The following is a 23355-nucleotide window of genomic DNA, read 5'->3' on the forward strand; positions in this document are numbered from 1 at the left end:
GCTGCCTTTCTGTGGTGCGGATGGTCAGTCCTTGACGGCGCCGGCGGTCACGCCCATCGAGACGTACCGCTGAGCCAGGATCAGCAGGACGGCTGCGGGCACGGAGGCGACCACAGCGGTGGCCATGATGGCGTTCCACTGCTGGTTGTTGTTGCCGATGTAGTGGTAGATGCCGAGGGTGATCGGTTGGTGGTCGCCGCCGCCGGCGAGGGTCGAGGCGAAGATGAAGTCCGACCAGGACCAGAGGAACGCGAACAGCGACACCGTGACGATCGAGTTGCGGCTGACCGGCAGCACGATCGACCAGAAGGTGCGCAGCCGACCCGCGCCGTCGACCACCGCGGCCTGGAGCAGCTCGTCGGGGATGCCCGACATGAAGGCGGTGAAGATCAGTACGGCGAACGGCACCGCGAGCGTGGTGTCGGCAAGGATCAGGCCGGGCAGCGTGTTGAGGACGCCGAGCGTGAGGTAGATGGCGTAGAAGCCCATCGCCATGATGATCCCGGGGATCATCTGGGCGATCAGCAGCAGGAAGCTCAACACCGATCCTCCGGGTGGGCGCAGCTTCGCGAGCGCGTACCCGGCGGGGGCGGCGAGCGCCACCGTCAGCGCCACCGTCCCGAGCCCGACCACGAAACTGGTGCCCAGGTAGGGGAGTTGCTGGTCGAAGACGGCCCGGTAGCCGTCCAGTGTGCCGTTCGTCGGGAACAGGTGGGGCGGACTGGCCCGCATGTCCTGGTCCCGGGTGAACGACACGTTGATCATCCAGTAGACGGGGAAGAGCATCAGCCCGGTCAGCGCCAGGCCGACGAGGGTCTTCCACCAGACGCGAGGCGGTGACGTGGTCATCGTAGGTGCTGCCTCCGTTGGAACCGGATGTAGATGAGCCCGGCGACCAGCGCCAGCACGATGAGGAGGTTGCCGACCGCCGCGCCCGGCCCGAACTCGGGCAGCAGGTTGCCGAAGCCGAGACGGTAGGACCAGGTGGCGAGCGTGGCGGAGGAGCCGCTCGGGCCGCCCTTGGTCATGATCCAGATGATGTCGAAGACCTTCAGCGTGTAGATCAGCCCGAGCAGCAGCGTGATCGCGGAGACCGGGCGCAGCAGCGGAAACGTGATCGACCAGAACCGTTGCCAGCCGGTTGCGCCGTCGAGCGCGGACGCCTCGTACACCTCGACCGGGATGGCCTGCAGGCCGCTGTAGAGCACGACCAGGTTGAAGGGGATGCCGATCCAGATGTTGGCGATGATCACCGAGGTGAGCGACCAGGTCGGTGACGTGAGCCAGTTGACCGGGTCGATCCCCACGACGCCGAGCGCGGCGTTGACCAGGCCCGAGTCGCTGTTGAGCAGCCACGACCAGGTCGAGGCGGACACGATCAACGGCAGCAGCCACGGTACGAGGATCAGCGCCCGCAGGGTGCCCGACAGCGGGAAGTGCTGGCGGAAGAAGAGCGCCAGGGCCATGCCGATGCCGAACTGGAAGACGAGCGACGCGCCGGTGAACACCAGGGTGTGGGTCAACGTCGGCCAGAACGTCGGGTCGGTCAGGACGGTGCGGTAGTTGTCCAGGCCGGCGAAGGGCGCGCCGCCCTGCACGAAGGACCGGACGTTGTACTCGCGCAGGCTCAGCTCGACGTTGCGGTAGAGCGGGTAGGCGTAGAAGGCCAGCAGGTAGACGACCGTCGGCGCCAGGAAGCCCCATGCCAGCCAGCGGCCGGGCCGGCGGGTACGAGGCGAGGTGGGCCCGGGTGGGGCGGCGTCGGCCGCCCCACCGTGGTCCCGCGTGGTGGTGGAGGTCTCTTTCGTGAAGGTCATGTCGTCGGGTCGGCGCTCTTACTTGTTCGCGGCCGTGGCCTGTGCGGCGGTCAGCGCCTCCTGCGGTGACTTCCCACCGCTCAGGGCCGCCTGTACGGCGCTCCACAGGGGTTCGGAGATCTTCGGGTACTTCGTGCCGAGGTTGTCGCCGGTGCGGCCCTTCGCCGCCCGGACCGCCTCGACCCAGACCTTGAGCTTGGGGTTCTCGGCGGCCTGCCGGTCCTGCACGGCGGCCACCGGCGCGACGTAGGAGAGCGTGGTGTCGGTGGTCAGGAGGTTGTCGGCGCTGGTCAGACAGGTGACGAGCTTCTGCGACGTCGCGTACCGGTCGGTCTTGCGCTGCACCGGGATGGAGACGAACTCGCCACCGGTCGGTGCCGGGGCCGGCCCGCCCGCGCTGGCCGGGATCGCGATGGTGCCGTACGAGAAGCCCAGCTTCTCGGCGTTCGCGAGCTGCCAGGTGCCGTTCTCGGCGAACGCGAAGTCGCCGCTGGCGAACTCCTGCCAGCTCGTCGTCTGGGTGTTGTTGATGACGGAGTTCGGCGCGAGACCCTGCTTCAGCCAGTCGGTCCAGAGCGTCAGCGCGGAGACCGCCTGAGGCGAGTCCAGGCTGGTCAACTGCGCCCCCGACCCCCAGAACCAGGGCAGGAACTGGAAGCTGCCCTCCTCGGTGCCGATCGCGGAGAAGGTGATGCCCTTCTTGCCCTTGGCCTTGACCTTCGTGAGCGCCGTGGTCAGCGACGCCCAGTCGGTCACCGAGGCCGGGTCGACGCCGGCGGCGGTGAGCACGTCCTTGTTGTAGTAGAGCGCCAGCGTGTTCGCGCCGATCGGCACGCCGTACGTCTTGCCCGCGCTCTGGCCGGCACCGAGCAGGTTCTTCTCCATGCTCGAGATGTCCAGCTTGTTCTCCTCGGTCGTGGTGAGCGCGCCCGCCTCGGCCAGGGTCGAGATGACCGGGTTGTCGACGATCAACACGTCCGGCGAGTTGCCCTGCTGGGCGGCGAGCAGCGCCTTGTTGGTCAGGTCGGTGGTGTCGTAGCCGGTGCGTTCGACCGTCACGCCCGCCGAGGTTCCGCACTTCTTGAGCAGGGCGACCCAGTCGGAGTCGTCGGCGAACTGGGGGTACGGGTCCCAGACGAGGTAGGCGCCGCCCGCGTCACCGGAGTCCCCGGACGACGACGAGCAGGCGCCCGTCGTCATGGCGGCGGCGAGAGCTATCGCGGCGACGGCGGCCAGTCGCCGCCGTCGGTGGGGTCGTGTCATGTGCTGCCTCACTTCAACTCGATCGTGTGGTGGGGTCGTGTGGTGACCGTCGCGGGCCGGACCGCGTCCGACCATGAGGCGAACCGATTCGACGAACCGGTTCGCACGAAGATAGGACTGTCCGTGTTCGGCGGTCAAGAGCCGGGCGGCAGGCCGACTGACGAGCGCTGGGAAACATCCGGTTCACCGAACTGTCACTTCATTGACACGGATGATTCCCCGACCTACGATCCCTGCGAATCGATTCGCAAGCGCAGCCCTCCGGAGAGCGTCCCCCGCGCCCCACCAAGGAGCCGCCCGTGAAAACCCCGTCCCGCAGCAGGCCCGGCCGAGCGACCGCGCTCGTCGCCCGACTCGCCGTCGGCCTGCTCGCCGCCACCACGGCCGTCACCGTCGCCGCGTCCCCCGCCCAGGCCGCCGACGAGTCGATAAGCGTGAACTTCTCCACGACCACCGGAACACCGACCTACCGCGCGTCCGGCTGGATCTACGGCATGACCGAGAACGCCAGCGGCCCGCCCGACCACTTCTACCGCGACGTCAACTTCCGTTACATGCGCGCCGGCGGCGCGCAGCTACCGGGCAGCGGCTGGGTCGGTGGGAACTACGACCGTCGCTGGAACTCCACACTGGCCCAGGCGCGCCGGACCGTCGCCCTCGGCGGGCAGTTCATCCTGCTGCCGCACGACCTGTGGGGCGCCGACGGCGCCGGCATCTCCCGGTTCCCCGGCGACAACGGCAACTGGACCGACTACGACAACTTCCTGACCCGGCTCATCGGCGACGTCCGGGCGTCCGGGCTGTCGGTGCAGTGGGACATCTGGAACGAACCCAACATCACCATCTTCTGGAACCGGCCGATCTCCCAGTACCTCGAGCTCTGGCGACGTACGTACCAGCGGCTGCGCGCCGAGTTCCCCAACCAGCTCATCGTCGGGCCGAGCTGCGCCTGTGTGCCGTCGACCAACCACGCGTTCTGGAACCAGTACCTGGACTTCGTACGCTCGACCAACACGGTGCCGGACATCGTCAGCTGGCACTCCCTGCCGGGTGACCCGGTCGCCAACGTCGCGGCCGCCAACGCCACCCTCGACCCGCGCGGCATCCCGCATCCACGCCCGTACCAGATCAACGAGTACGGAGCGACCAACGAGCAGAACCCGGCCGACGGCGCCTGGTACATCTCGCGTCTGGAGCGGGCCGGCGCGGACGGTCTGCGGGCCAACTGGGCCAGCGCCGGCAACCTGCACAACGACCTCGGCAACCTGCTGGTCCGCAACTCGGCCGGCCAGCATCAGCCCAAGGGCGAGTGGTGGGTCTACCGCTACTACGCCTCGCAGACCGGCGAGATCGTGTCGGTGACCGGCAGTCAGTCCTACGACGCGTACGCCACGAAGGCGAGCGGGGTGGCGAAGGTCCTGGTCGGTGGTGGTCGTACGACCGGCAACCTGGCCGTCAACCTGCAACGCCTCGACGCGACGAGCGGCCTGGTGCAGAACAACCAGGTGCGGGTGCTCACGCAGCGCATTCTGTACAACAACGGTGGCGCGGTGCAGGGGCCGGTCACGGTCTCGAACGCCGTGGTCACCGTCTCCAACAACAACGCCACGGTCAACCTGCCGTACGGCAACCAGAACGACACGTACACGGTGACCCTCCTGCCGCCCTCCGAGGCGGGTTTCCAGTCGGTGGCGGTGGCCCAGCACTCCCAGCAGTGCCTGGACAACACCGGCCTGGGCACCGCCGACGGCAACGCCCAGCAGCAGTTCTACTGCGAGGGCGGTGACCAGCAGCTCTGGAACTTCCGGCCGGTCGCCGGTGTGGCCAACACGTACACGGTGGTCAACCAGCAGAGCGGCAAGTGCCTCGACGTCAGCGGCGCTTCCACCGCCAACGGCGCCGCGGTCACCCAGTGGACCTGCCAGAACGGGCAGAACCAGCAGTTCACTCTCCGGAAGGTGACCTACTCCGGCAACGACTCGCACGACTACCAGCTCGTGGCCCGGCACAGCGGCAAGTGTGTCGACGTCAACGGCGTGTCCACGGCGGCTCGGGCGTCGGTCATCCAGTGGCCCTGCAACGCGGTCGGTCAGGGCAGCCCGCTGAACCAGACCTGGCGTCTCTGGGGCCGGTAGGCGACGCGCGTGAACCCCGGCGATGGCCGCCGGCACGGGTGGCCATCGCCGGATTCCCGCCGACCGGGCATTCATTGACACTGATCAAAATCCGCTCCTACGATCGCTACGAATCGATTCGCCCGCCCCGCCACCATCCCTGCGGCGCGTCGGCACACCCCGTGCGCTGCCACGACTCTTCAGGAGCCACCCCGTGCGTACCCCGTCCCCCGCCGGGCCCGGCCTGGCCCGCGATCCCATCCCGAGACGTCGCCCCGGACGCCTGGCCTTGCTGGCCGGCGCGTTGGCCGGCGCCCTCGTCCTCGTCACCGTCGGCGCCACGGCCGGCGCCTCGTCGTCCGCCGCGGAGGCCGCGGCGATGGCGGCGGCCATCGTCCCGGGGCAGAGCACCACCATCGTCGGCGCGGCCTCGGGTCGGTGCCTGGAGGTTCCGAACTCCAGCACCGCCAACGGCACCCAGACCCAGCTCTGGGACTGCAACGGCGCGGCCGGTCAGACCTGGACCTGGACGTCGAGCAAGCAGCTCACGGTGTACGGCAACAAGTGCCTGGACGCGTCCGGCCGCGGCACCACGAACGGCACGCAGGCGATCATCTGGGACTGCAACGGTCAGACCAACCAACAGTGGAACGTCAACAGCAACGGCACCATCACCGGAGTGCAGTCCGGGCTGTGTCTCGACGCCAACGCGGCCGGCACCGCGAACGGCACCAAGGCCATCCTCTGGGCCTGCAACGGCGGAGGCAACCAGCAGTGGGCCTCGCCGAGCACGCCGCCGACCACCACCCCGCCGACCACCGGCCCGCCGCCGACCACCCCGCCGCCGGGTGGCGACCGCCCGTGCGACATCTACGCCTCCGGCGGCACGCCGTGCGTGGCGGCCCACAGCACGACCCGGGCCCTCTTCGGCACGTACGCCGGCAACCTCTACCAGGTCCGGCGCTCGTCGGACAACACGACGCGGAACATCGGGCTGACGGGGACGGGCGGCACCGCCAACGCGGCGACGCAGGACTCGTTCTGCGCCGGCACCACATGCGTGATCACGGTGATCTTCGACCAGTCCGGGCGTGGCAACGACCTCTGGTACCAGGGGTCCAGCGTGGTTCCGGGTTCGCCGCAGAGCAGGCCGGCCACCGCGACGACGGAGTCGCTGACGGTGGGCGGAGCCAAGGCGTACTCGCTCTACATCAACCCGGGCAACAGCTACTGGCGGGACGGGCACCTGACCGGTGTGCCGACCGGCGCCGCGCCCGAGGGCATGTACATGGTGACCAGCGGCACCCACGTCAACAGCGGCTGCTGCTTCGACTACGGCAACAGCGAGACGACGCGCAAGGCCGACGCCGCCGGGGCGATGGACGCCATCAACTTCGGCAAGCAGTGCTGGTTCGGCGGTTGCTCCGGTACGGGCCCGTGGGTGCAGGCCGACCTGGAGTGGGGTCTGTTCCCGGGTGGGAGCAGCTCGTGGAACCCGAATCAGCGGGCGTTCACCAGCAAGTTCGTCACGGCGACGCTGAAGAACAACGGCACGTCCCGCTTCGCCATCAAGGGCAGTGACGCGCAGTCCGGCAGCCTGTACACGCTGTGGGACGGTTCGCTGCCGCCCGGCTACAGCCCGATGAAGAAGCAGGGCGCGATCATCCTGGGCAGCGGCGGCGACTGCTGCAAGCCCGACGGCGGCGCGAACCTGAGCGCCGGCACGTTCTACGAGGGCGCGATGGTGGCGGGCTACCCGTCCGACGCGACGGAGAACGCGGTCCAGGCCAACGTGGTGAGCGCCGGTTACCGCTGACGGCGATCAGGGCGTCGAGTCCTCCGCCGGCCGCTCGGCCGGCGGGGGACCGACCTCGTTCAGCGCGGTTCGTACGATCTCCAGCAGGTCGTGGCCCGGGTGGTCGATCCAGTGCTGCATGGCGACGCGCAGGGCCGCCAGGAAGGTCGCGGTCAGCAGGCGGGCGCGCAGCGCCACCTCGGCGCCGGTGAGGCGGTGCGCGAGCTCGGCCGCCAACTCGCGCTCGATCGCGGTGTACGCCGCGACCTGGTGGGCGGCCAGGCCCGGGTGTCCGCGCAACTGCCGGCGTCGGGTCAGCCAGTCGTGGTCCCGCTCGCGCGACGACTCCGCCGTGAGCTGTTCGGCCGCCCGGCCCAGCACGGTCCACGGCGGCTCGCCGCCCGGCCGTTCGCGCACCAACTGCAACAGTCGGCGCAGGCGCACGGTGTCGCCGTGGAAGAGCGCCTCCTCCTTGTTCGAGAAGTAGTTCGAGAACGTCCGCCGGGAGACGTTGGCGGCGTCGGCGATCGCCTCGACGGTCACGCTGTCGGGGCCCTGCTCGGCCGCGAGGCGCAGGGCTGACTCGTGCAGGGCCAGGCGGGTGGCCGCCTTCTTGCGCTCGCGCAGGCCGGTGATCTCGTCCATCGCCGTCAGCGTACGTCGAGTGACCGGCTTCTCAATGGGCAAACTTGCCGACTGGGCAAGATCGGTAGATGCTTGCGTGAGGCAACCAACTCGGGCGGGCGGGCGTTCGTACCCGGAACACGCCGCGTACGCCTGGTTGTCGTCCTGGAACCCACGACAAGCGGGAGGCCGCGCGATGAGCGCACCCACCACCACGCCCGGCGCCGAGCCGATGAGCCATCGGCAGACCCTCGAGGCGCTCAGCGGCCTGCTGCTGGTGCTCTTCGTCGCGATGCTGAGCAGTACGGTCGTCTCGACCGCGCTTCCCAAGATCATTGGTTCGTTGAACGGCTCCCAGACCCAGTACACCTGGGTGGTCACCGCGACCCTGCTCACGGCGACGGCCACCACCCCGATCTGGGGCAAGCTCGCCGACCTGTTCAGCAAGAAGCTCCTCATCCAGGTCGCCATCGTGGTGTTCCTGTTGGGCTCCGTCATCGCCGGCTTCTCGCAGAGCGCCGGCCAGCTCATCGCGGCCCGCGCGTTCCAGGGCGTCGGGGTCGGGGGCCTGCAGGCTCTCGTCCAGGTGGCGATCGCCGCCATGATCCCGCCGCGCGAGCGGGGCCGCTACAACGGCTACCTCGGCGGCGTCATGGCGGTGGCGACCGTCGGTGGCCCGCTGCTCGGCGGTCTCATCGTCGACACTTCCTGGCTCGGCTGGCGCTGGTGCTTCTTCGTGGGCGTGCCGGTCGCCGTCCTCGCGCTGATCCTGCTCCAGGTGACCCTGCACCTGCCGACGTTCCGACGGGACAACGTCAAGATCGACTATCTGGGCGCGAGCCTGATCGCCGCGGGCGTGAGCGTGCTGCTGATCTGGATCTCCTTCGTCGACAGCTCGTTCGCGTGGGTCTCGTGGCAGAGCGCGGCCATGGTGGCCGGCTCGCTCGTCCTGCTCGCCCTGGCGGTCTGGGTCGAGTCGCGGGCTGCCGAGCCGGTCGTTCCACTCGCCATCGTGCGTGAGCACACCACCGCCCTGGCCATCCTGGGCAGCCTCGCGGTCGGCATGGCCATGTTCGGTGGCGCGGTGTTCCTCGGCCAGTACTTCCAGATCGGTCGGGGTTACAGCCCCACGGAGGCCGGCCTGCTCACCATCCCGATGATGGCCGGAGTCCTCGGCTCCTCGATCGTCGCCGGCCGGCTGATCACCCGTACCGGCCGGATCAAGCCGTACATCGTCGCCGGCTCGATCATCCTGGTCGCCGGGTTCGGCCTGCTCGGCACCATCGACCACGAGACGTCCCTGGTGCTCGTCGGCGTCGGCATGTTCATCGTCGGCACCGGCGTCGGCATGACCATGCAGAACCTCGTCCTGGCCGTCCAGAACACAGTGGCTCTGAAGGACATCGGCGCCGCCAGCTCCAGCGTCGCGTTCTTCCGGTCGCTCGGCGGCGCCGTCGGCGTCTCGGTGCTCGGCGCCGTGCTGGCCCACCGGGTCACCGACCAGATCACGCGCGACCTCACCGCCGCCGGGATCCCCACCTCCGGCAGCGGTGGCGACAGCAACCTCAACATCACCGCGCTGCCCGACGGGGTCCAGCACATCGTGCGGGCCGCGTACGGCGACGCCACCGGCCACATCTTCCTCATCTCCGCGGCCATCGGGGTGGTCGGCGTCATCGCCGCGCTCCTGCTCCGGCCGGTCACCCTGCGGACCAGCCTCGACCTGCCGGACGCCGCCACGTCGACGGCGGTGGCCGCCGACGCGGTCGACGGGGCACCCGCGTTCGACCAGGTTGCCGCCGATGCCACGGCGAAGGGGGCGCCCGAGCGGCGCTGACCTCTCCAGAGCACAGAACCAGGGGCCGCCATCGTCACGGACGGTGGCGGCCCCTGGCCCGAGGGCCGGCTCTTGTGGAACCGGCCCTACGACTGAATCGAGACGCCCGTGGGAATCGCCGAGCTGACGGCGTCGCCACCGGCCATGCCCGACCGGCGGGCCGCTCCGGTGCGCCGGGCGATGCGGGAGCTGCTGCTCGTCGTCACCCTGTTCCTCCTCTACAAGGGGGCGCGGATGGTGGTGGCCGGTCGGGTGTCGACCGCGCTGGCCAACGGCGAGTCGGTCTGGCGTCTGGAGCGGCTGCTGCGCCTGCCCGACGAGACCGTCGTCCAGCACCCCGTGCTCTCGCACACCCTGCTGGCGCACCTGGCCAACGGCTACTACGCGTACGTGCACTTCCCGGCCACGGCGCTCACCCTGGTCTGGCTCTACGTGCGGCACCCGGCGCGCTACCTGCGCACGCGCCGTACGCTCGCCGTACTCACCGCGGCGGCGTTGGCACTGCACGTCGTGGTGCCGCTGGCGCCGCCCCGACTGACCGCCCTGACGGCCCTGGTGGACACCGGCAGCCGGTACGGGCCCTCGGTCTACGGGCCGCCCGACACCGACGCGCTCAGCAACCAGTACGCGGCCATGCCCTCCCTGCACGTCGGGTGGGCGCTGGCCGTCGCCGTCGCGCTCGTCGCGGTGACCCGTGGACGCCTACGGTGGCTGTGGCTGGCCCACCCGCTGGTCACCCTGTTCGTCGTCGTGGCGACCGGCAACCACTACTGGCTCGACGGAGTGGTGGCGGCGCTGATGCTCGGCGTCGTCCACCGTGCCCTGCCCGCGTCGGCGTCCCCCGCTGACGCCGGGCCCGACCTCAGCCCACCGGCACTCCGTACTCCCGCTCGGTGAACAGGTCGACGTCCCGCGGACCCAGCTTGGCGACCCGGCGGGCGTGCAGGGCGAGTTGCCGACGCGCCTCGCCGAGACGGCGGCTGGCGACCGTCATCTCGTCGGACGCCTCGAACGGCTCACTCCCGCTGGCCTGCAGGGCGGCAGCCAGCACGGCGTGGTACGCCGTCATGAGCCCGTTGGCGAGCGCGATGCCGTCCTGGTCCGCACGCGTCCAGATCTCCGACCAGGCGGCCTCCACCGTGACCATGTCCCGGGCCAGCCAGTCGTGCAGCCCCATCGGCCCCAGCGGCTTGTGCCCGCCGAGCAGGTCGTTGCCCGCCTCCGGCAGCCCCGACCGCCAGTACCTGGTCTGTCGCAACGCCTCGGCCTTGTGGGCCAGGCGTAGCGCGCCGGACAGGACCAGGACGTACGCCCGCTGAAGCTCGGCCCGCTCGCGCTGGCGTCGCTTGACCCGGCTGTGCGTCCACACGACGAGGAGTGAGGCGCAGGCGGTGATCGCGGAGCCGAGCAGAGCGGCCAGGGTTGAGTTCACGCCGACATGATGCCTGCTGCCGATCAACGTCGCCGCGCGGGCTCGGACCCGGCCCGGAGCTCTGCGGTACGAGCCCTGTCGGCGTCTTCCGGCACGGTCTGGCCCGGCCCGGGAGATGCCCCGGGCCGGGCCGGCGCGTGTGCGACCTTCGTGACCGCCGCCGCCGCGTCGCGGGGCGGCGGTCACGCGCTCTCAGCGGTAGCCGGCGGCGACGATGTTCGCCTGCACCGCGTTCTCGGTCGCGTCGGACGGGTAGCCCGCCACCATCGCGCCCTCGTAGAAGGTGCCGACGCTCTGGTTGGAGTTGTCGATGCAGCAGTCGCCGCCGCTGCCCAGGATGATCGCGCCCTGCTTCTTCATCGGGCTGTAGCCGGAGGGCAGCGAACCGTCCCACAGCGTGTACAGGCTGCCGGACTGCGCGTTGCTGCCCTTGATGGCGAAGCGGGACGTGCCGTTGTTCTTCAGCGTCGCCGTGACGAACTTGCTGGTGAACGCCCGCTGATTCGGGTTCCACGAGCTGCTGCCGCCCGGGTAGAGGCCCCACTCCAGGTCGGCCTGCACCCAGGGGCCGCTGCCGGAGCAGCCGCCGAACCAGCAGCTCGTGCCGAAGTAGATGGCGTCCATCGTGCCCCGGCCGTCGGCGCGGCGGGTGGTCTCGCTGTTGCCGTAGTCGAAGCAGCAGCCGCTGTTGACGTGGGTGCCGCTGGTCACCATGTACATGCCCTCGGGCGCGGCGCCGGTCGGGATGCCGGTCAGGTGGCCGTCCCGCCAGTAGCTGCTGTTGCCGTTGATGTAGAGCGAGTAGACCTTGTTTCCGCCGACGGTCAACGACTCCCTGGTCGCGACGGCCGGTTGGACGGCGCCACCGATGCCGCCGGCCCCCTGGTAGCCGAGGTGATTGCCACGCCCCGACTGGTCGTAGATCACCGTGATGACACACGTGGTGTTCGCGCAGAAGCTGTCCTGGTTGGCGGAGTTGGCCCGTCCGCCCGCGCTGAGCACGCCGATGGCGCGAGTGGTGTTGTCCGAGGATCGGCGTACCTGGTAGAGCGAGCCGCTGTAGGAGGCGTACAGGGCGCGGGTCGTGCTGTGCGCCGCGACGCAGGGCGTGCCGCCGGCCGCGTAGATGTCGCAGGGCAGCGTCGTGCTCGGTGGGGGAGTGGTGGGCGGTGGTGTGGTGGGTGGCGGCGTCGTGGGCGGCGGGGTCGTGGGCGGGGGCGTGGTGGGCGGTGGCGTCGTCGGGTCCACCACACCGTTGCAGGTCGTGCCGTTGAGGGCGAAGGAGGTCGGCGTCGGGTTGCTGCCGGTCCAACTGCCGTTGAAGCCGAAGCTGGTGCTGCCGTTGGTTCCGATGCTGGCGTTGTAGGCGGCGTTGGTGACGGTGACCTGGGCGCCGGCCTGGGTGAAGCTGCCGTTCCAGAGCTGGGTGACGGTCTGGCCGGCGGCGAAGTTCCAGGTGAGCCGCCACCCGTTGACGGCGTCCCCCAGGTTCGTGATGGTGACGTTCGCGCCGAAGCCGCCCTGCCACTGGGAACTGACCGCGTAGGTGACCTGGCAGCCGGCGGCGGCCGCCGAGGCAACCGTCTGGGTGGCGGCGCCGACGAGCACGAGGGCGGCGGCCGCGGCGACGAGCGCCGGCCGCCGATGGCGGAGGTGTTGGGATCGCACGTGCTCTCCTCATGGGTGGGAGTTGACGGTGTGCGGGCCCCGCCCCGTTCACCCTGCTCGGGCCCGGACTCTGAGCAGGGGGACGACGGGACGGGGCCCGGTCCGCGGGCGCGTACGGCGTCGCCGGAGCCGTCCGGCGCGGGATCGACCGGGCGGACGGTGTGGTCGGCGGACCACGCGCGACGGGTATGCGGCGGTGCGGTCGCCGCCCGCGACCCGGCCCGGGGTCGCGGTGACGGTGGCTGTGGTCTGGAGCGGTCGTGGAGAGGCCGATCGACGGCCACGGCTCCGGCCGATCGAGGTGATGCCGACCTGCGGCGCCGGTGGTCGGGCATCCGTCGTCCGGCCCTCGGCACGGGTCGCCCGGTGGTGAGCTCGGGCCGTCCCGTGTCGGCCACGCTCCACCCGCCCGCGCCGTGAACGACGTCGACCGCGGCCGGGGCCAGCAGCTGGAAGGCTCCGGTGACGGTCAGTTATCGACGGCCGTCGTTACGTTAGCGTTAACAGGCGGCCCTGTCCATAGACGGCCGTCGGTGGTCTATGCGGCCGTCGGTCGGTCGTCCGCGACGCCGCCCCTGTTCAGGGGGCGAGCGAGGTGCCCGCCTGGTGTTGAATGTGGAGGGTGAGCGGACGGGTGCCGGAAGGGGTGGCGACGGTGGAGCTGACGATGGTCGTGGAACCGGAGCATCCGATGACCGCCGAACGCCTCGACACCCTCACCCAGGGGTTCGCCGAGGACCTGCGCGCGGTTCCCCGACTGCGGGTCAACCCGGCGTCCGGTCCCGCGCCCGGGCCGGGGACCAAGTCACCCGAGGCGTGGGAGCTGGGGATGCTGGTGGTGGGCGGCCTCTTCTCGGCCACCACCATGCGCGCGATCGTTCAGATCGCGATCGCCTACACCGAACGGACCAGGGCGCGGTCGATCACCGTACGCAGTGGGGCCACCGAGGTGGTGATCACGGGAAGCACCCGGATCGACGACCCGCGTCTCGTCGCCGAGCTGACGCGGCTCGCCCAGGCGCCGCAACAGGCCGCCCTCGCCCCGGGCGAGCGCCCGGGCGGCGACCGGGGGTAGGCGGTGGGACAGCGCCTCGCTCTGCTGATCGCCAACGACCGCTACATCGACGACTCGTTGGCCGATCTCTACGCGCCCCGCGAGGAGGCCCGTGACCTGCAGAGTCTTCTCGCGGATCCCAACATCGGGGCCTTCGACCGGTACGTGCTGCTGGAGAACGAGTCGAAGAGCTCGGTGGAGCGCACGATGGAGACGATGCTGCGCAGCGCCGGGCCGGAAGACCTGATCCTGATCTATTTCTCCGGGCACGGGATCCGCCGCGGCAAGCGGGGTCGGCTCTACCTGGCGGTCGCCAACACCGAGGTCGACTGCCTGTCGTCGACGTCGATCTCCGCGTCCTTCGTGCACGAGTTGCTCGACGAGTCCGAGGCGGCCAGCTCGGTCATCCTGCTCGACTGCTGCTACAGCGGCGCCTTCGACCAGGCCAAGTCCCCCGCGGACCTCGACCTCGACGGGGAGCTGAAGACCGGCGACGGCCGTTACGTCATCACCGCTACCAACGCCGTCGAGCGTGCCGTCGACGGGCAGCCGGCAACGGCCGCCACGCCCCGGCAACGCTCCGCCTTCACCGAGACGATCATCGAGGGCCTCAGCACCGGTGCCGCCGACCTGACCGGCCGGGGCCGGATCACCCCCGAGGACCTGTGGCGGTACGTGCAGTTGGAACTGCCGAAGCGGACGACCGAGCAGTCCCCGTGCCAGTTCGGTCGCGCGAGCAGCGAGGTGCACCTCGCGCTGTCCCGCGACGGCCATCACCGCCCGCGCGATCCGCGTGACCCGCGCGATCCCCGCCTCGGCGACCTGCTGGGCCCGTTGCGGACCCGGGAGGACGTGAAGCTGTGCGCCGTCGAGTGGCGTCAGCGCGGGCCGCTCAAGGTACCGGTCGGTCTCCACCACCGCATCGACCAGCCGACCGGGGAGCCGGTCTCGCTCGACCTTGCCTCGTCGGAGGGGCACCTGCTGATCGTGGGGCGCCCCGGGATGGGCAAGACCACCCTGCTGCGCACGATCATCAGTGGGCTCGCCCTCACCCACTCGACCGACGAGGTGCAGTTCCACTGCCTCGAGTCCGGTGGCAACTGGTTGGGCCCGATGCGCAAGCTTCCGCACGTCGAGACGGTCCTCGGCGACGACCAGGTGGTCGAGTTGGGCAAGCTGCTGAGCCAGCTCGAGGACGACGTGCTGCGGCGCAAGCGCCTGTTCCGTGAGCACGAGTTGGAGTCGCCGGCCAGCCTCCGGGCGCGGCGCGACAGCCTGGACGCCGGCCCGCAGCCGGACATCTTCCTCGTCGTGGACCGTTGGCAGGACTTCGTCGCGCTGCAACCCGACTTCACGGCGCGCGTCATTGAGCTGGCCAACAAGGGCCTGGGGTACGGGTTCCACCTCGCCGTGGTCGAGCGGAGTTGGCGGTCCATCCCACCGGAGCTGATCGAGCTGCCACAGCTACGGATCGAGACCCGCCTGTCGGATCCGCAGGAGTCGATGGTCGATCCGGACCACGCGGCCCGACTGCCCCTGTCGATGCCCGGTTGGGCCATCCAGGGACGGCGTACGTTCCGGATCGCCCTTCCCGAGCTGACCGTGACCGAGGTCGATCCGGAACTCGGCGCGGAGTTCGGCGTCGCGGTCACCGACGGCGCGACACCGATGATCTCCATGATCGCCCAGGCGTGGGGCCTGCCGCCGGTGTCGGTGTCCCAGCGGGTCGGTGGCGCCTGGGAGTCCCGGGACGAGGCGCTGGAAATCCTCGGATTCGCCGACCACGCCGCGCTCGCCGCCTTCGAGGGCGCCACCGCCTTCATGTATCCGGAGCAGCACCTGCGGGCGCCCATCGGTTTCCAGTTGGACGGCCAGCCGGTCCTGCTCGACCTCAAGGAGTCCGCCCGCGCGGGAATGGGTCCCCACGGTCTGCTCATCGGCGCGACCGGCTCCGGCAAGAGCGAACTGCTGCGGACGATCGTCGCGGCGCTGGCGACGCGCCACCCGTCGGAGGAGTTGAACTTCGTCCTGGTGGACTTCAAGGGTGGCGCGACGTTCGCGTCGTTGGAGGCGTTGCCGCACACGAGCGCGGTGATCACGAACCTGGCCGACGAGTTGCCGTTGGTGGACCGGATGCGTGACGCGCTCGCCGGTGAGATGGTGCGTCGGCAGGAGTTGTTGCGGGCGGCGGGTAACTACGTCTCGCGGTTCGAGTACGAGAAGGCGCGGGCGGCGGGGGAGCCGTTGGCGCCGATGCCGAGCTTGTTGATCATTTGTGACGAGTTCAGTGAGTTGTTGGCCGCGAAGCCGGACTTCATCGATCTGTTCGTGATGATCGGTCGGTTGGGTCGGTCGTTGGGTGTGCATCTGTTGCTGGCCTCGCAGCGGCTGGAGGAGGGCAAGCTGCGGGGTCTGGACACGCATCTGTCGTACCGGATCGGGTTGCGGACCTTCTCGGCGGTGGAGAGCCGGATCGTGCTCGGCGTGCCGTACGCGCACGAACTGCCCAACGCGCCGGGGCACGGCTACCTGAGGACCGACAACTCCACGATGGTGCGGTTCCGGGCCGCGTACGTGTCCCGACCGCCCATCCTCGTCGACACCGACCCGGGCGTCGCCGCGGTGGACGCCGGCAGGACGGTGCTGGACCTCGTCGTGGACCGGCTTCGGGGCCGTGGACGCCCGGCGCACCAGGTCTGGTTGCCGCCGCTGGCCGAGCCACCGACCCTGGGCGAGCTGCTGCCTCCGCTGGCGCTGCATCCACGCTTCGGGCTGTGCACCGCGGACTGGGTCGGGCGTGGCCGGCTCACCGTGCCGGTCGGCGTGGTGGACCGCCCCTACGAGCAGCGCCGTGAGCCGATGATGGTGGACCTCGCCGGGGCGGGCGGCAACGTGGTGATCGTGGGCGGCCTGCTCAGCGGCAAGAGCACCCTGCTGCGGTCGCTGGTCGCGGCGCTCGCCCTCACCCATACGCCACGCGAGGCGCAGTTCTTCTGCCTCGACTTCGGCGGTGGCGCGCTGCGCAGCCTGTGGGAGTTGCCGCACGTGTCCGGGGTGGCCGTGCGGCGCGACACCGAACGGGTGCGCCGGACGGTGGCCGAGGTGGTCGCCGTGCTCGACGACCGGGAGGCCCGGTTCGCGCGGGAGGGCGTCGACTCGATGGCCGACTACCGACGTCGGCGGGCGGACGGCGAGTTCGCCGACGACCCGTTCGGCGATGTCTTCCTGGTCGTCGACGGCTGGAACACCCTGCGGGAGGATTACGAGGAGCTGGAGCAGACCGTCACCAGCCTCGCCAACCGTGGACTGAGCTTCGGCATCCACGTGATCGTCACCGCCGTGCGCTGGGCAGAGATCAGGATCGCCATGCGCGATCTGCTCGGCACCAGGCTGGAGCTGCGACTCGGCGACGCGGCCGAGTCGGAGATCGACCGGCGCGCCGCGCAGAACGTGCCGGTCGGCTCGCCCGGTCGCGGTGTGACGCCCGACAAGCTGCACTTCCTCGCTGCGCTCTCGCGCATCGACGGTCGGCAGGACATCGAGGACCTCGGCGAGGCGTCGGTGGCGCTCGCCCGGCAGGTCGCGGCGAGCTGGCCGGGCCCGCCGGCCCCGAAGGTACGTCTGCTGCCGCGGAAGCTGACCGTCGCCGAGCTGGCCAAGGTCACCGATCGGTCCACGCCCGGGCTGCCCATCGGGGTCAACGAGTCCGCGCTGGCGCCGGTCCACCTCGACTTCTCCGTCGAGCCGCACCTCACCGTCTTCGGCGACGCCGAGTGCGGCAAGAGCAATCTGTTGTGGCTGATCGCCGAGGGCATCGTGGAGCGGTACACGCCGACCCAGGCCCGGCTGGTGATCGCCGACTACCGGCGGAGCCTGTTGGGCGCGGTCGAGGGGGACTACCTGCTCGACTACGCCGCGTCGAACAAGGTGTTCGGCGAGAGCATGATGTCCATCCGCACCGCCATGCAGAACCGGCTGCCCGGCGCGGACGTGACCCCCGCGCAGCTGCGCGATCGGAGCTGGTGGAAGGGACCGGACCTGTTCATTTTGATCGACGACTACGACCTGGTCGCCTCGGCCGGCAGCAACCCGGTCAGCGCCCTGCTCGACCTGCTGCCCCAGGCCCGCGACATCGGCCTGCACCTGATCGTCGCGCGCCGGGTCGGAGGCATGGCCCGGGCACTCTACGAGCCGGTCCTGCAACGCCTGCGCGAGCTCGACTCGCCGCTCCTGCTGATGTCGGGCAACCGGGAGGAGGGCCCCGTCGTGGGCAGCCTCCGGCCGAGCCCGCAGCCGCCGGGCCGTGGCACGCTCGTCCGGCGCAGCGACGGTCGACAGCTCATCCAGACGGCGTTGGTCGGTCCGAGCTGACCGACCCCGGACGCGGATCAGCGCGGGTGCGGCGGCGGGATGTCCGCGTACGCCTCGGACGCGCGCCGCTCGGCGACCTCCGCCTGCGCCGTCGCCTCGGCGATCCGGGCGGTCAGGCGGCTCGCGACGGCGCGTACCGCCATCGGCGGGGTGACCGCTTCCGATGCGACCTCGCCCTCGGCGTTGACCACGAGACCGGCGAGACGCGCGTCGGCGGCGGCCGCGAGCGCGAGCCCACGCGCCCGGGTCAGGTCGTCGTCCCGGCCCGTGATCGCGCCGGCGATCCGCGTGTACGCGTCGTGCGCCTCGTCGAGCTGACGTACCAGCCGTCGAACCATCTCGTCGGTGTCCTGCTGGCCGGATCCGGCCCGCCAGTGCCCGGCCAGCAGGCGATGCAGTCGCCGGAGTTCGTCGGCCGCCTCGCCGAGGGCCTGTGCCGCTCGCATCCACCGCTCGGCGCGACCCGCGTCGACCGTCGACGGCGCGGCCAGCAGCCGTGCGTAGGCGGCCCTGTCGTCGGTCGTCATCCGTCACCGTGGCGAGCGAAGCGGCGCGCCAGCTCGTCGTCGGCGACCGAGACGGAGCCCACGACGGTACGGATGACATCGGCGACCTGGCGCAGTTCGTCGGTGATTCGCGGTAACTCGTCGACCCACTCCACGACGGACGCCGGGGACGTCTCGTCGGCGACCAGTGCCCCGATCGCTTCCAGGCGGTGCGCGACGGCGTCGATGTCGGAAGCGACGTCACGGATGTCCTCGGGGTCGATGTCGAGGGCGGCGCTGCTCATCGGTCGCTCACCATCCTCGGCAGAAGGCCGCCGGCGTGCCCCGACCGCGCGCTCAGGACGCCGCGCGGACGCGCAGGTCGGCGAGCCACACGTCGGCGAGGTCGCTGAGCGCGACACCGAGGACCTCGCTGAGGCAGACCACGGTGCCGAAGGCAGGCGCCGGGAGCCGACCAACCTCGATCTTGCGCAGGGTCTCCGGTGAGATGCCGGCCGCCACGGCCACCTCGACGAGACTGCGGCTGCCCCGCGCGACCCGGAGCGCCGCGCCAAGGCGTTGCCCCGCGGCGATCTGCTCCGGTGTGAGCGGTGGCCGAACCATGTGAGCAGGATAGTTCCGACCTCGTGCACCGGCAATGTCGACCCGCTGGACCCACGAGCGACGTGGTATAAATATACCGCATCGGATGGGGAGGTTTGTCGTGATCGAGCTGAAGTCCGCCGCGGAGATCGACCGGATGGCCGTGACCGGCCAGTTCGTCGGCGAGCTACTGGCCGAGCTGCGAGCGGTGGCCGCTGTGGGCGTGAACCTGATGGACATCGAGCACCACGCCCGCCGCCGTATCGCCGAGCGTGGCGCCGAATCCTGCTACTGGGACTACACGCCGTCGTTCGGTCGGGGGCCGTTCCGTAACGTCCTGTGCCTGTCGGTCAACGACGCGGTGCTGCACGGTCTGCCGCACGACTACGTCCTGCGCGACGGTGACCTGCTGAGCATCGACATGGCGGTCGCGATCGACGGCTGGGCCGCCGACTCCGCGCTGTCGTTCGTCGTCGGCGCTCCCGGCCCGGCCGACCTGAAGCTGATCGAGGCCACCGAGGTCGCGCTGACGGCCGGCATCGACGCCGCCCGGGCAGGTAACCATCTCGGCGACATCTCCGCCGCCATCGGTGAGGTCGCCCACCGGTACGGATACCGGGTCAACAACGAGTTCGGCGGGCACGGCATCGGTCGCACCATGCACGAGGCCCCGCACGTGCCCAACAACGGCCGTCCCGGGCGAGGCATGAGACTCAAGCCCGGCCTGACGCTCGCGATCGAGCCGTGGTTCTGCCGTACCACCGACAAGATCAAATTCGACGAGGACGGCTGGACGATCCGATCCGCGGACGGCTCGCGCTCAGCTCACTCCGAGCACACCGTCGCGATCACCGAGTCCGGTCCCCGGGTGTTGACGTCCCGCCCCGGGAAGGACCCGGAGCGGGACCGTCGCAGCGGACAGTCGGCCACGGCGGCCTGACCGACGACCACCGCACAGGCGTCAGCGCAGGCCGGCGAAGAGGTCGTCCTCGGGAACGGGCGCGTCGGTGGTGTCCCGTACCCGGACGAAGGTCTCCATCCCCATCAACTCGGTGAACCGCTCCTGGCCGAGCTGGAGGAAGAAGATGTTCTCGGTCTGGCTGGCGTGCGCGGCCAGGGCCTCGAACTTCTGCACGCCGTGGGCGCGGGTGTCGACCCAGGTGGTGATCTCGTCGTCGGGGAGACCCAGCTCGGGCATGTCCGACGGCTCGTCCGGCTCGGCCCACTCGACGCCGAGCTCCTTCATGACGCGGCCGAACTCCTCGAACGCCGTGCGGGGCACGGTGGTCCAGTAGACCTTCGCGGGGATGTCGGTCTGCGCCACGGCGGCCATGGTGATGCGGTGCGCCTGGATGTGGTCGGGGTGACCGTAGAAGCCGTTCTCGTCGTAGGTGACGACGACGTCCGGCCGGTACCGGCGGATCAGCTCGGCGAGCCGGTCCGCGGCCTGCGCCACCGGCGTCGTCCAGAAGGAGCCGGGCTGGTCGTTCGTCGACCAGCCCATCATCCCGGAGTCGGCGTAACCGAGCGTCTCCAGGTGGGTGATCTTCAACCTGGCGGCGCTGACCTCCAGCTCGGCCTGGCGCATCGCCACGACGGCGGCCGGGTCGTGACCGGGCTCGCCGGGCTTCACCCCGCCGGGCCCGTCGCCACACCGTCCGTCCGTGCAGGTCACGAGGACGGTGGTGACACCCTCGGCGGCGTACCGGGCGAGGACGCCGCCGGTGCTCGTCGCCTCGTCGTCGGGATGCGCGTGCACCGCCATCAGGGTCAGGGATCGCTCAGCCATGTCATCACCCTACGACCAGCGGCACGCCTCGACGGGTACGGCGGCGCATCCTAGCCATTCGCCGGCCGGTGCCGGCGTCTTCTTCCAACGCGCTGTCGGGCTGCTCGGGGTTTCCTACGCTGTCGGGGGCGGCCGGCGCACCCGGCCCACGCGCCGACAGTTGCGACGAAGGGTACCGGTGCCATGGCGGTCTTCGATGACGTGCGACAGATCGACGCCGGGGTCCTGAGCGTCGGGTACGTCGACGCCGGGCCGCCGGACGGGCCGCCCGTGATCCTGCTGCACGGCTGGCCGTACGACATCCACAGCTTTGTCGACGTCGTGCCGCTGCTCACCGACGCCGGTCACCGGGTCGTCGTGCCGTACCTGCGGGGTTACGGCACGACCCGGTTCCTCGCCGACGACGCCGTGCGCAACGGCGAGCCGGCCGCCATGGGGCTCGACCTCGTCGCCCTCATGGACGCCCTGGGTATCGAGAGCGCGAAGCTGGCCGGATTCGACTGGGGAGCGCGTACGGCGGACGTCGTGGCCGCGTTGTGGCCCGAGCGCTGTTCCGGCCTGGTGTCGGTGAGCGGCTATCTGATCGACGGTCAGGAGTCGGGCCGGGTGCCGCTGCCGCCGAAGGCCGAGTTCGCCTGGTGGTACCAGTACTACTTCGCCACCGAGCGCGGCCGGCAGGGGTACGACCGCAACCGCCGCGACTTCGCCCGGCTGATCTGGCAGACGGCGTCGCCGAAGTGGATGTTCGACGACGCGACGTTCGACCGGAGCGCGGCCGCGTTCGACAATCCCGACCACGTCGACGTCGTGATCCACAACTACCGGTGGCGGCTGGCCCTGGCCGAGGGCGAACCGCAGTACGACGAGGTGGAGAAGCGCCTGGCCGGCAAGCCGAAGATCACGGTGCCCAGCATCACCCTGGAGGGTGACGCCAACGGCGCGCCCCATCTGGACCCCAGCGTCTACGGCAAGCAGTTCTCCGGCCGGTACGAGCATCGGACCGTCGGCGGGGGCGTCGGGCACAACCTGCCCCAGGAGGCGCCCCGGGCGTTCGCCGACGCGGTCCTGGAGGTGTGAGGCCGGGCCCGGCGCCCCTACGAGGTGATCCGGAAGGTGGCGTCCTGCCGGTCCGTGGCACCGGAGCTGGCGCTCAACGGATCGATGCGCAGCACGTAGTTGTAGTGCCGGAGGTAGCGGGTCGGGAAGTTGTACGAGCGGAACGACGTCCACGATGCGTCGGCCAGTCCGGCCGTGCGGTAGAAGGTCGCGTCGGCCCGGAACGTCGAGGTGTTGTCGCTGACTTCCAGCCGTACCTCGTAGTTGTAGTGCCGCAGGAAGTACCCGGGCTTGTTCACCGACTCGAACGACACGCCGGCGGAGTCGGCGAGGCCGGGAACCATCCGCCACAACTGGTCCTGGTACGGGTCGAACGGGTACGTGTCGACGCGAGCCACGTAGTTGTAGTGCCGCACGTAGCGGTCCGGCAGGTTGGAGGACTTGAGCCGGACCCAGTTCGGCGTACCCCACCGCGCGACGAGACCGGCGTACTCCGCGTCGGTGATGCCGGTCATCGACCCGTGCTTCGAGTTCAGCGGCGGGGTGTAGTCACGCTGGTTGAGCGGCGTCCAGGAGTTGCCGCCGATAGCGGTGGTCGACCAGGCGTAGAAGTCGTTGTTGACCGGGCTGTACGAGTCGCCCCAAAGCCGCCAGCCGCTGCCGTCGACCGCCTTGACCAGCAACGGCGCCTCGATGCCGCTGCCCTGGAGAAGCCCCGACGTGTACGTCGTGAAGCTGTTCGGCGCGCCGGTGCTGGACCGGGCGCCGTAGAGGTTCCCGTTGGCGAGGTTCTTGTAGTACAGGTACGTGGTGCCGCCGTCGACGACGACATCGCCGTCGAGGACCCCGAAGCCGGGGCTGAAGAACACCTGCGGCGAGCTGACCGTCCGGAAGTCGCTGGTGTAGTTGACCAGGAGGACGTCCTGACCGTTGTTCGCCGAGTAGACGATGGCGTACTGCCCGCGTGCCGCGTCCCAGAAGGCGGTCGGCGCCCAGGTGTGGGTGTTCAGGGTGTGCATCCGGATCCGGCGGTAGCCGGTGAAGCTGGTCAGGTCGGTCGAGTCCCACACGTGCAGGTACTGGCTGGTCTGGTTCCAGTTGGTGCCCTTGAGATCGGTGGCGAGCACCACGAAGGTGCCGTCCTGCTTGCGGAGGACGAACGGGTCCCGCAGACCCAACTGCCCGGCGGTCGGCGTGACGACGGGGTTGTTCTGGTTCAGCGGCGTCCAGTTCAGACCGTCGCGGCTGACGGCGAGGTGGAGCCCGTAGTCCGCGCCCAGGCCCTGCGGCGACTCGGTGAAGTACGCCATGACGTACGAGGTGTTCGGGGCGGCGAGGGCGGTGCGGGGCAGGCTTAGCGCGCCGGTGGCGGCAGCGGCGGTGGACAGCGCGCCAAGGGTGAACGCGCGTCGGGTCAGAGGCACGGTTGCGACCTTTCCGTGGCGGT

Annotated in this window: 19 protein-coding genes; 8 read left to right on the forward strand and 11 right to left on the reverse strand. The window is 70.3% G+C overall.

Annotated elements, in window-relative coordinates; translation table 11 throughout:
- Window positions 1-24: 24 nt before the first annotated feature.
- Genes ACQPZK_RS09420 through ACQPZK_RS09430 form a run of 3 tightly spaced genes read right to left on the reverse strand, consistent with a single transcriptional unit; the run spans window position 25 to window position 3080 of the window.
- Window positions 25-849 (reverse strand): carbohydrate ABC transporter permease, encoded by an 825-nt coding sequence (locus ACQPZK_RS09420; protein ID WP_433537913.1) that lies wholly within the window; start codon window positions 847-849, stop codon window positions 25-27.
- Entirely contained in the window at window positions 846-1817 is a 972-nt protein-coding gene (locus ACQPZK_RS09425) for a carbohydrate ABC transporter permease (RefSeq protein WP_433537914.1), read from the reverse strand. The genes ACQPZK_RS09420 and ACQPZK_RS09425 overlap by 4 nt, the downstream gene beginning before the upstream one ends.
- Before the next feature lie 18 nt (window positions 1818-1835).
- Window positions 1836-3080 carry a sugar ABC transporter substrate-binding protein gene (locus ACQPZK_RS09430; protein ID WP_433537915.1) on the reverse strand — a complete coding sequence of 415 codons (1245 nt, stop codon included), beginning with the start codon at window positions 3078-3080 and terminating at the stop codon, window positions 1836-1838.
- Between the two features lie 299 nt (window positions 3081-3379).
- Between ACQPZK_RS09430 and ACQPZK_RS09435 the strand changes: the two genes are divergently transcribed.
- Window positions 3380-5215, forward strand: coding sequence for an RICIN domain-containing protein (locus ACQPZK_RS09435; protein WP_433537916.1), 1836 nt, complete (start codon window positions 3380-3382; stop codon window positions 5213-5215).
- A 193-nt stretch (window positions 5216-5408) separates the two neighbouring features.
- Entirely contained in the window at window positions 5409-7010 is a 1602-nt protein-coding gene (locus tag ACQPZK_RS09440; RefSeq protein WP_433537917.1) for an arabinofuranosidase catalytic domain-containing protein, read from the forward strand.
- Window positions 7011-7016: 6 nt separating this feature from the next.
- Here ACQPZK_RS09440 and ACQPZK_RS09445 read toward each other — a convergent pair whose 3' ends face one another.
- Window positions 7017-7634 carry a TetR/AcrR family transcriptional regulator gene (locus ACQPZK_RS09445; RefSeq protein ID WP_433537918.1) on the reverse strand — a complete coding sequence of 206 codons (618 nt, stop codon included), beginning with the start codon at window positions 7632-7634 and terminating at the stop codon, window positions 7017-7019.
- 175 nt (window positions 7635-7809) lie between these two features.
- Here ACQPZK_RS09445 and ACQPZK_RS09450 point away from each other — a divergent pair, with 175 nt between their 5' ends.
- Both ACQPZK_RS09450 and ACQPZK_RS09455 read left to right on the forward strand, forming a co-directional pair.
- A complete protein-coding gene (locus tag ACQPZK_RS09450) occupies window positions 7810-9450 on the forward strand; it encodes an MDR family MFS transporter (RefSeq protein WP_433537919.1) in 1641 nt (546 codons plus the stop codon).
- A 108-nt stretch (window positions 9451-9558) separates the two neighbouring features.
- Window positions 9559-10347, forward strand: coding sequence for a phosphatase PAP2 family protein (locus tag ACQPZK_RS09455; RefSeq protein ID WP_433537920.1), 789 nt, complete (start codon window positions 9559-9561; stop codon window positions 10345-10347).
- Here the strand turns inward: ACQPZK_RS09455 and ACQPZK_RS09460 are convergent.
- Both ACQPZK_RS09460 and ACQPZK_RS09465 read right to left on the reverse strand, forming a co-directional pair.
- Window positions 10313-10882 (reverse strand): hypothetical protein, encoded by a 570-nt coding sequence (locus ACQPZK_RS09460; protein ID WP_433537921.1) that lies wholly within the window; start codon window positions 10880-10882, stop codon window positions 10313-10315. The genes ACQPZK_RS09455 and ACQPZK_RS09460 overlap by 35 nt on opposite strands.
- A 192-nt stretch (window positions 10883-11074) precedes the next feature.
- Window positions 11075-12550 (reverse strand): arabinofuranosidase catalytic domain-containing protein, encoded by a 1476-nt coding sequence (locus ACQPZK_RS09465; protein WP_433537922.1) that lies wholly within the window; start codon window positions 12548-12550, stop codon window positions 11075-11077.
- Window positions 12551-13172: 622 nt separating this feature from the next.
- On the opposite strand from ACQPZK_RS09465, the gene ACQPZK_RS09470 reads away from it, so the two are divergent.
- Both ACQPZK_RS09470 and eccCb read left to right on the forward strand, forming a co-directional pair.
- Window positions 13173-13625 carry a hypothetical protein gene (locus tag ACQPZK_RS09470; RefSeq protein WP_433537923.1) on the forward strand — a complete coding sequence of 151 codons (453 nt, stop codon included), beginning with the start codon at window positions 13173-13175 and terminating at the stop codon, window positions 13623-13625.
- Between the two features lie 3 nt (window positions 13626-13628).
- Window positions 13629-17975 carry a type VII secretion protein EccCb gene (gene eccCb, locus ACQPZK_RS09475; RefSeq protein WP_433537924.1) on the forward strand — a complete coding sequence of 1449 codons (4347 nt, stop codon included), beginning with the start codon at window positions 13629-13631 and terminating at the stop codon, window positions 17973-17975.
- A 17-nt stretch (window positions 17976-17992) separates the two neighbouring features.
- Here the strand turns inward: eccCb and ACQPZK_RS09480 are convergent, their stop codons facing one another.
- The 3 genes from ACQPZK_RS09480 to ACQPZK_RS09490 are packed head-to-tail and all read right to left on the reverse strand — an operon-like array spanning window position 17993 to window position 19084.
- On the reverse strand, window positions 17993-18502 hold the full coding sequence (locus ACQPZK_RS09480; RefSeq protein ID WP_433537925.1) for a hypothetical protein: 510 nt from the start codon (window positions 18500-18502) through the stop codon (window positions 17993-17995).
- Window positions 18499-18765: a hypothetical protein gene (locus tag ACQPZK_RS09485; protein WP_433537926.1), complete on the reverse strand. Its 267-nt coding sequence runs from the start codon at window positions 18763-18765 to the stop codon at window positions 18499-18501. The genes ACQPZK_RS09480 and ACQPZK_RS09485 overlap by 4 nt, the downstream gene beginning before the upstream one ends.
- A 52-nt stretch (window positions 18766-18817) precedes the next feature.
- On the reverse strand, window positions 18818-19084 hold the full coding sequence (locus tag ACQPZK_RS09490; protein WP_433537927.1) for a helix-turn-helix domain-containing protein: 267 nt from the start codon (window positions 19082-19084) through the stop codon (window positions 18818-18820).
- A 100-nt stretch (window positions 19085-19184) separates the two neighbouring features.
- On the opposite strand from ACQPZK_RS09490, the gene map reads away from it, so the two are divergent.
- The gene (gene map, locus ACQPZK_RS09495) at window positions 19185-20003 is read left to right on the forward strand and encodes a type I methionyl aminopeptidase (RefSeq protein WP_433537928.1); all 819 of its coding nucleotides are present in this window, start codon (window positions 19185-19187) and stop codon (window positions 20001-20003) included.
- 21 nt (window positions 20004-20024) lie between these two features.
- Here the strand turns inward: map and ACQPZK_RS09500 are convergent, their stop codons facing one another.
- Window positions 20025-20852 carry a PIG-L family deacetylase gene (locus tag ACQPZK_RS09500; RefSeq protein WP_433537929.1) on the reverse strand — a complete coding sequence of 276 codons (828 nt, stop codon included), beginning with the start codon at window positions 20850-20852 and terminating at the stop codon, window positions 20025-20027.
- 183 nt (window positions 20853-21035) lie between these two features.
- Between ACQPZK_RS09500 and ACQPZK_RS09505 the strand changes: the two genes are divergently transcribed.
- Window positions 21036-21929, forward strand: coding sequence for an alpha/beta fold hydrolase (locus ACQPZK_RS09505; RefSeq protein WP_433537930.1), 894 nt, complete (start codon window positions 21036-21038; stop codon window positions 21927-21929).
- A 17-nt stretch (window positions 21930-21946) separates the two neighbouring features.
- On the opposite strand, the gene ACQPZK_RS09510 is transcribed toward ACQPZK_RS09505, so the two are convergent.
- Window positions 21947-23332, reverse strand: a complete 1386-nt coding sequence (locus ACQPZK_RS09510) for a glycoside hydrolase family 43 protein (protein ID WP_433537931.1) — start codon at window positions 23330-23332, stop codon at window positions 21947-21949.
- Window positions 23333-23355 lie beyond the last annotated feature (23 nt).

The organism is Micromonospora sp. CA-249363 (assembly GCF_050950185.1).
GTDB lineage: Bacteria > Actinomycetota > Actinomycetes > Mycobacteriales > Micromonosporaceae > Micromonospora.

Excerpts from the sequence above, each read along its gene's own strand:
- ACQPZK_RS09420 (WP_433537913.1), bottom strand. The coding sequence starts at position 849 with ATGACCACGTCACCGCCTCGCGTCTGGTGGAAGACCCTCGTCGGCCTG.
- ACQPZK_RS09425 (WP_433537914.1), bottom strand. The coding sequence starts at position 1,817 with ATGACCTTCACGAAAGAGACCTCCACCACCACGCGGGACCACGGTGGG.
- ACQPZK_RS09430 (WP_433537915.1), bottom strand. The coding sequence starts at position 3,080 with ATGACACGACCCCACCGACGGCGGCGACTGGCCGCCGTCGCCGCGATA.
- ACQPZK_RS09445 (WP_433537918.1), bottom strand. The coding sequence starts at position 7,634 with ATGGACGAGATCACCGGCCTGCGCGAGCGCAAGAAGGCGGCCACCCGC.
- ACQPZK_RS09450 (WP_433537919.1), top strand. The coding sequence starts at position 7,810 with ATGAGCGCACCCACCACCACGCCCGGCGCCGAGCCGATGAGCCATCGG.
- ACQPZK_RS09480 (WP_433537925.1), bottom strand. The coding sequence starts at position 18,502 with ATGACGACCGACGACAGGGCCGCCTACGCACGGCTGCTGGCCGCGCCG.
- ACQPZK_RS09485 (WP_433537926.1), bottom strand. The coding sequence starts at position 18,765 with ATGAGCAGCGCCGCCCTCGACATCGACCCCGAGGACATCCGTGACGTC.
- ACQPZK_RS09490 (WP_433537927.1), bottom strand. The coding sequence starts at position 19,084 with ATGGTTCGGCCACCGCTCACACCGGAGCAGATCGCCGCGGGGCAACGC.
- ACQPZK_RS09500 (WP_433537929.1), bottom strand. The coding sequence starts at position 20,852 with ATGGCTGAGCGATCCCTGACCCTGATGGCGGTGCACGCGCATCCCGAC.
- ACQPZK_RS09505 (WP_433537930.1), top strand. The coding sequence starts at position 21,036 with ATGGCGGTCTTCGATGACGTGCGACAGATCGACGCCGGGGTCCTGAGC.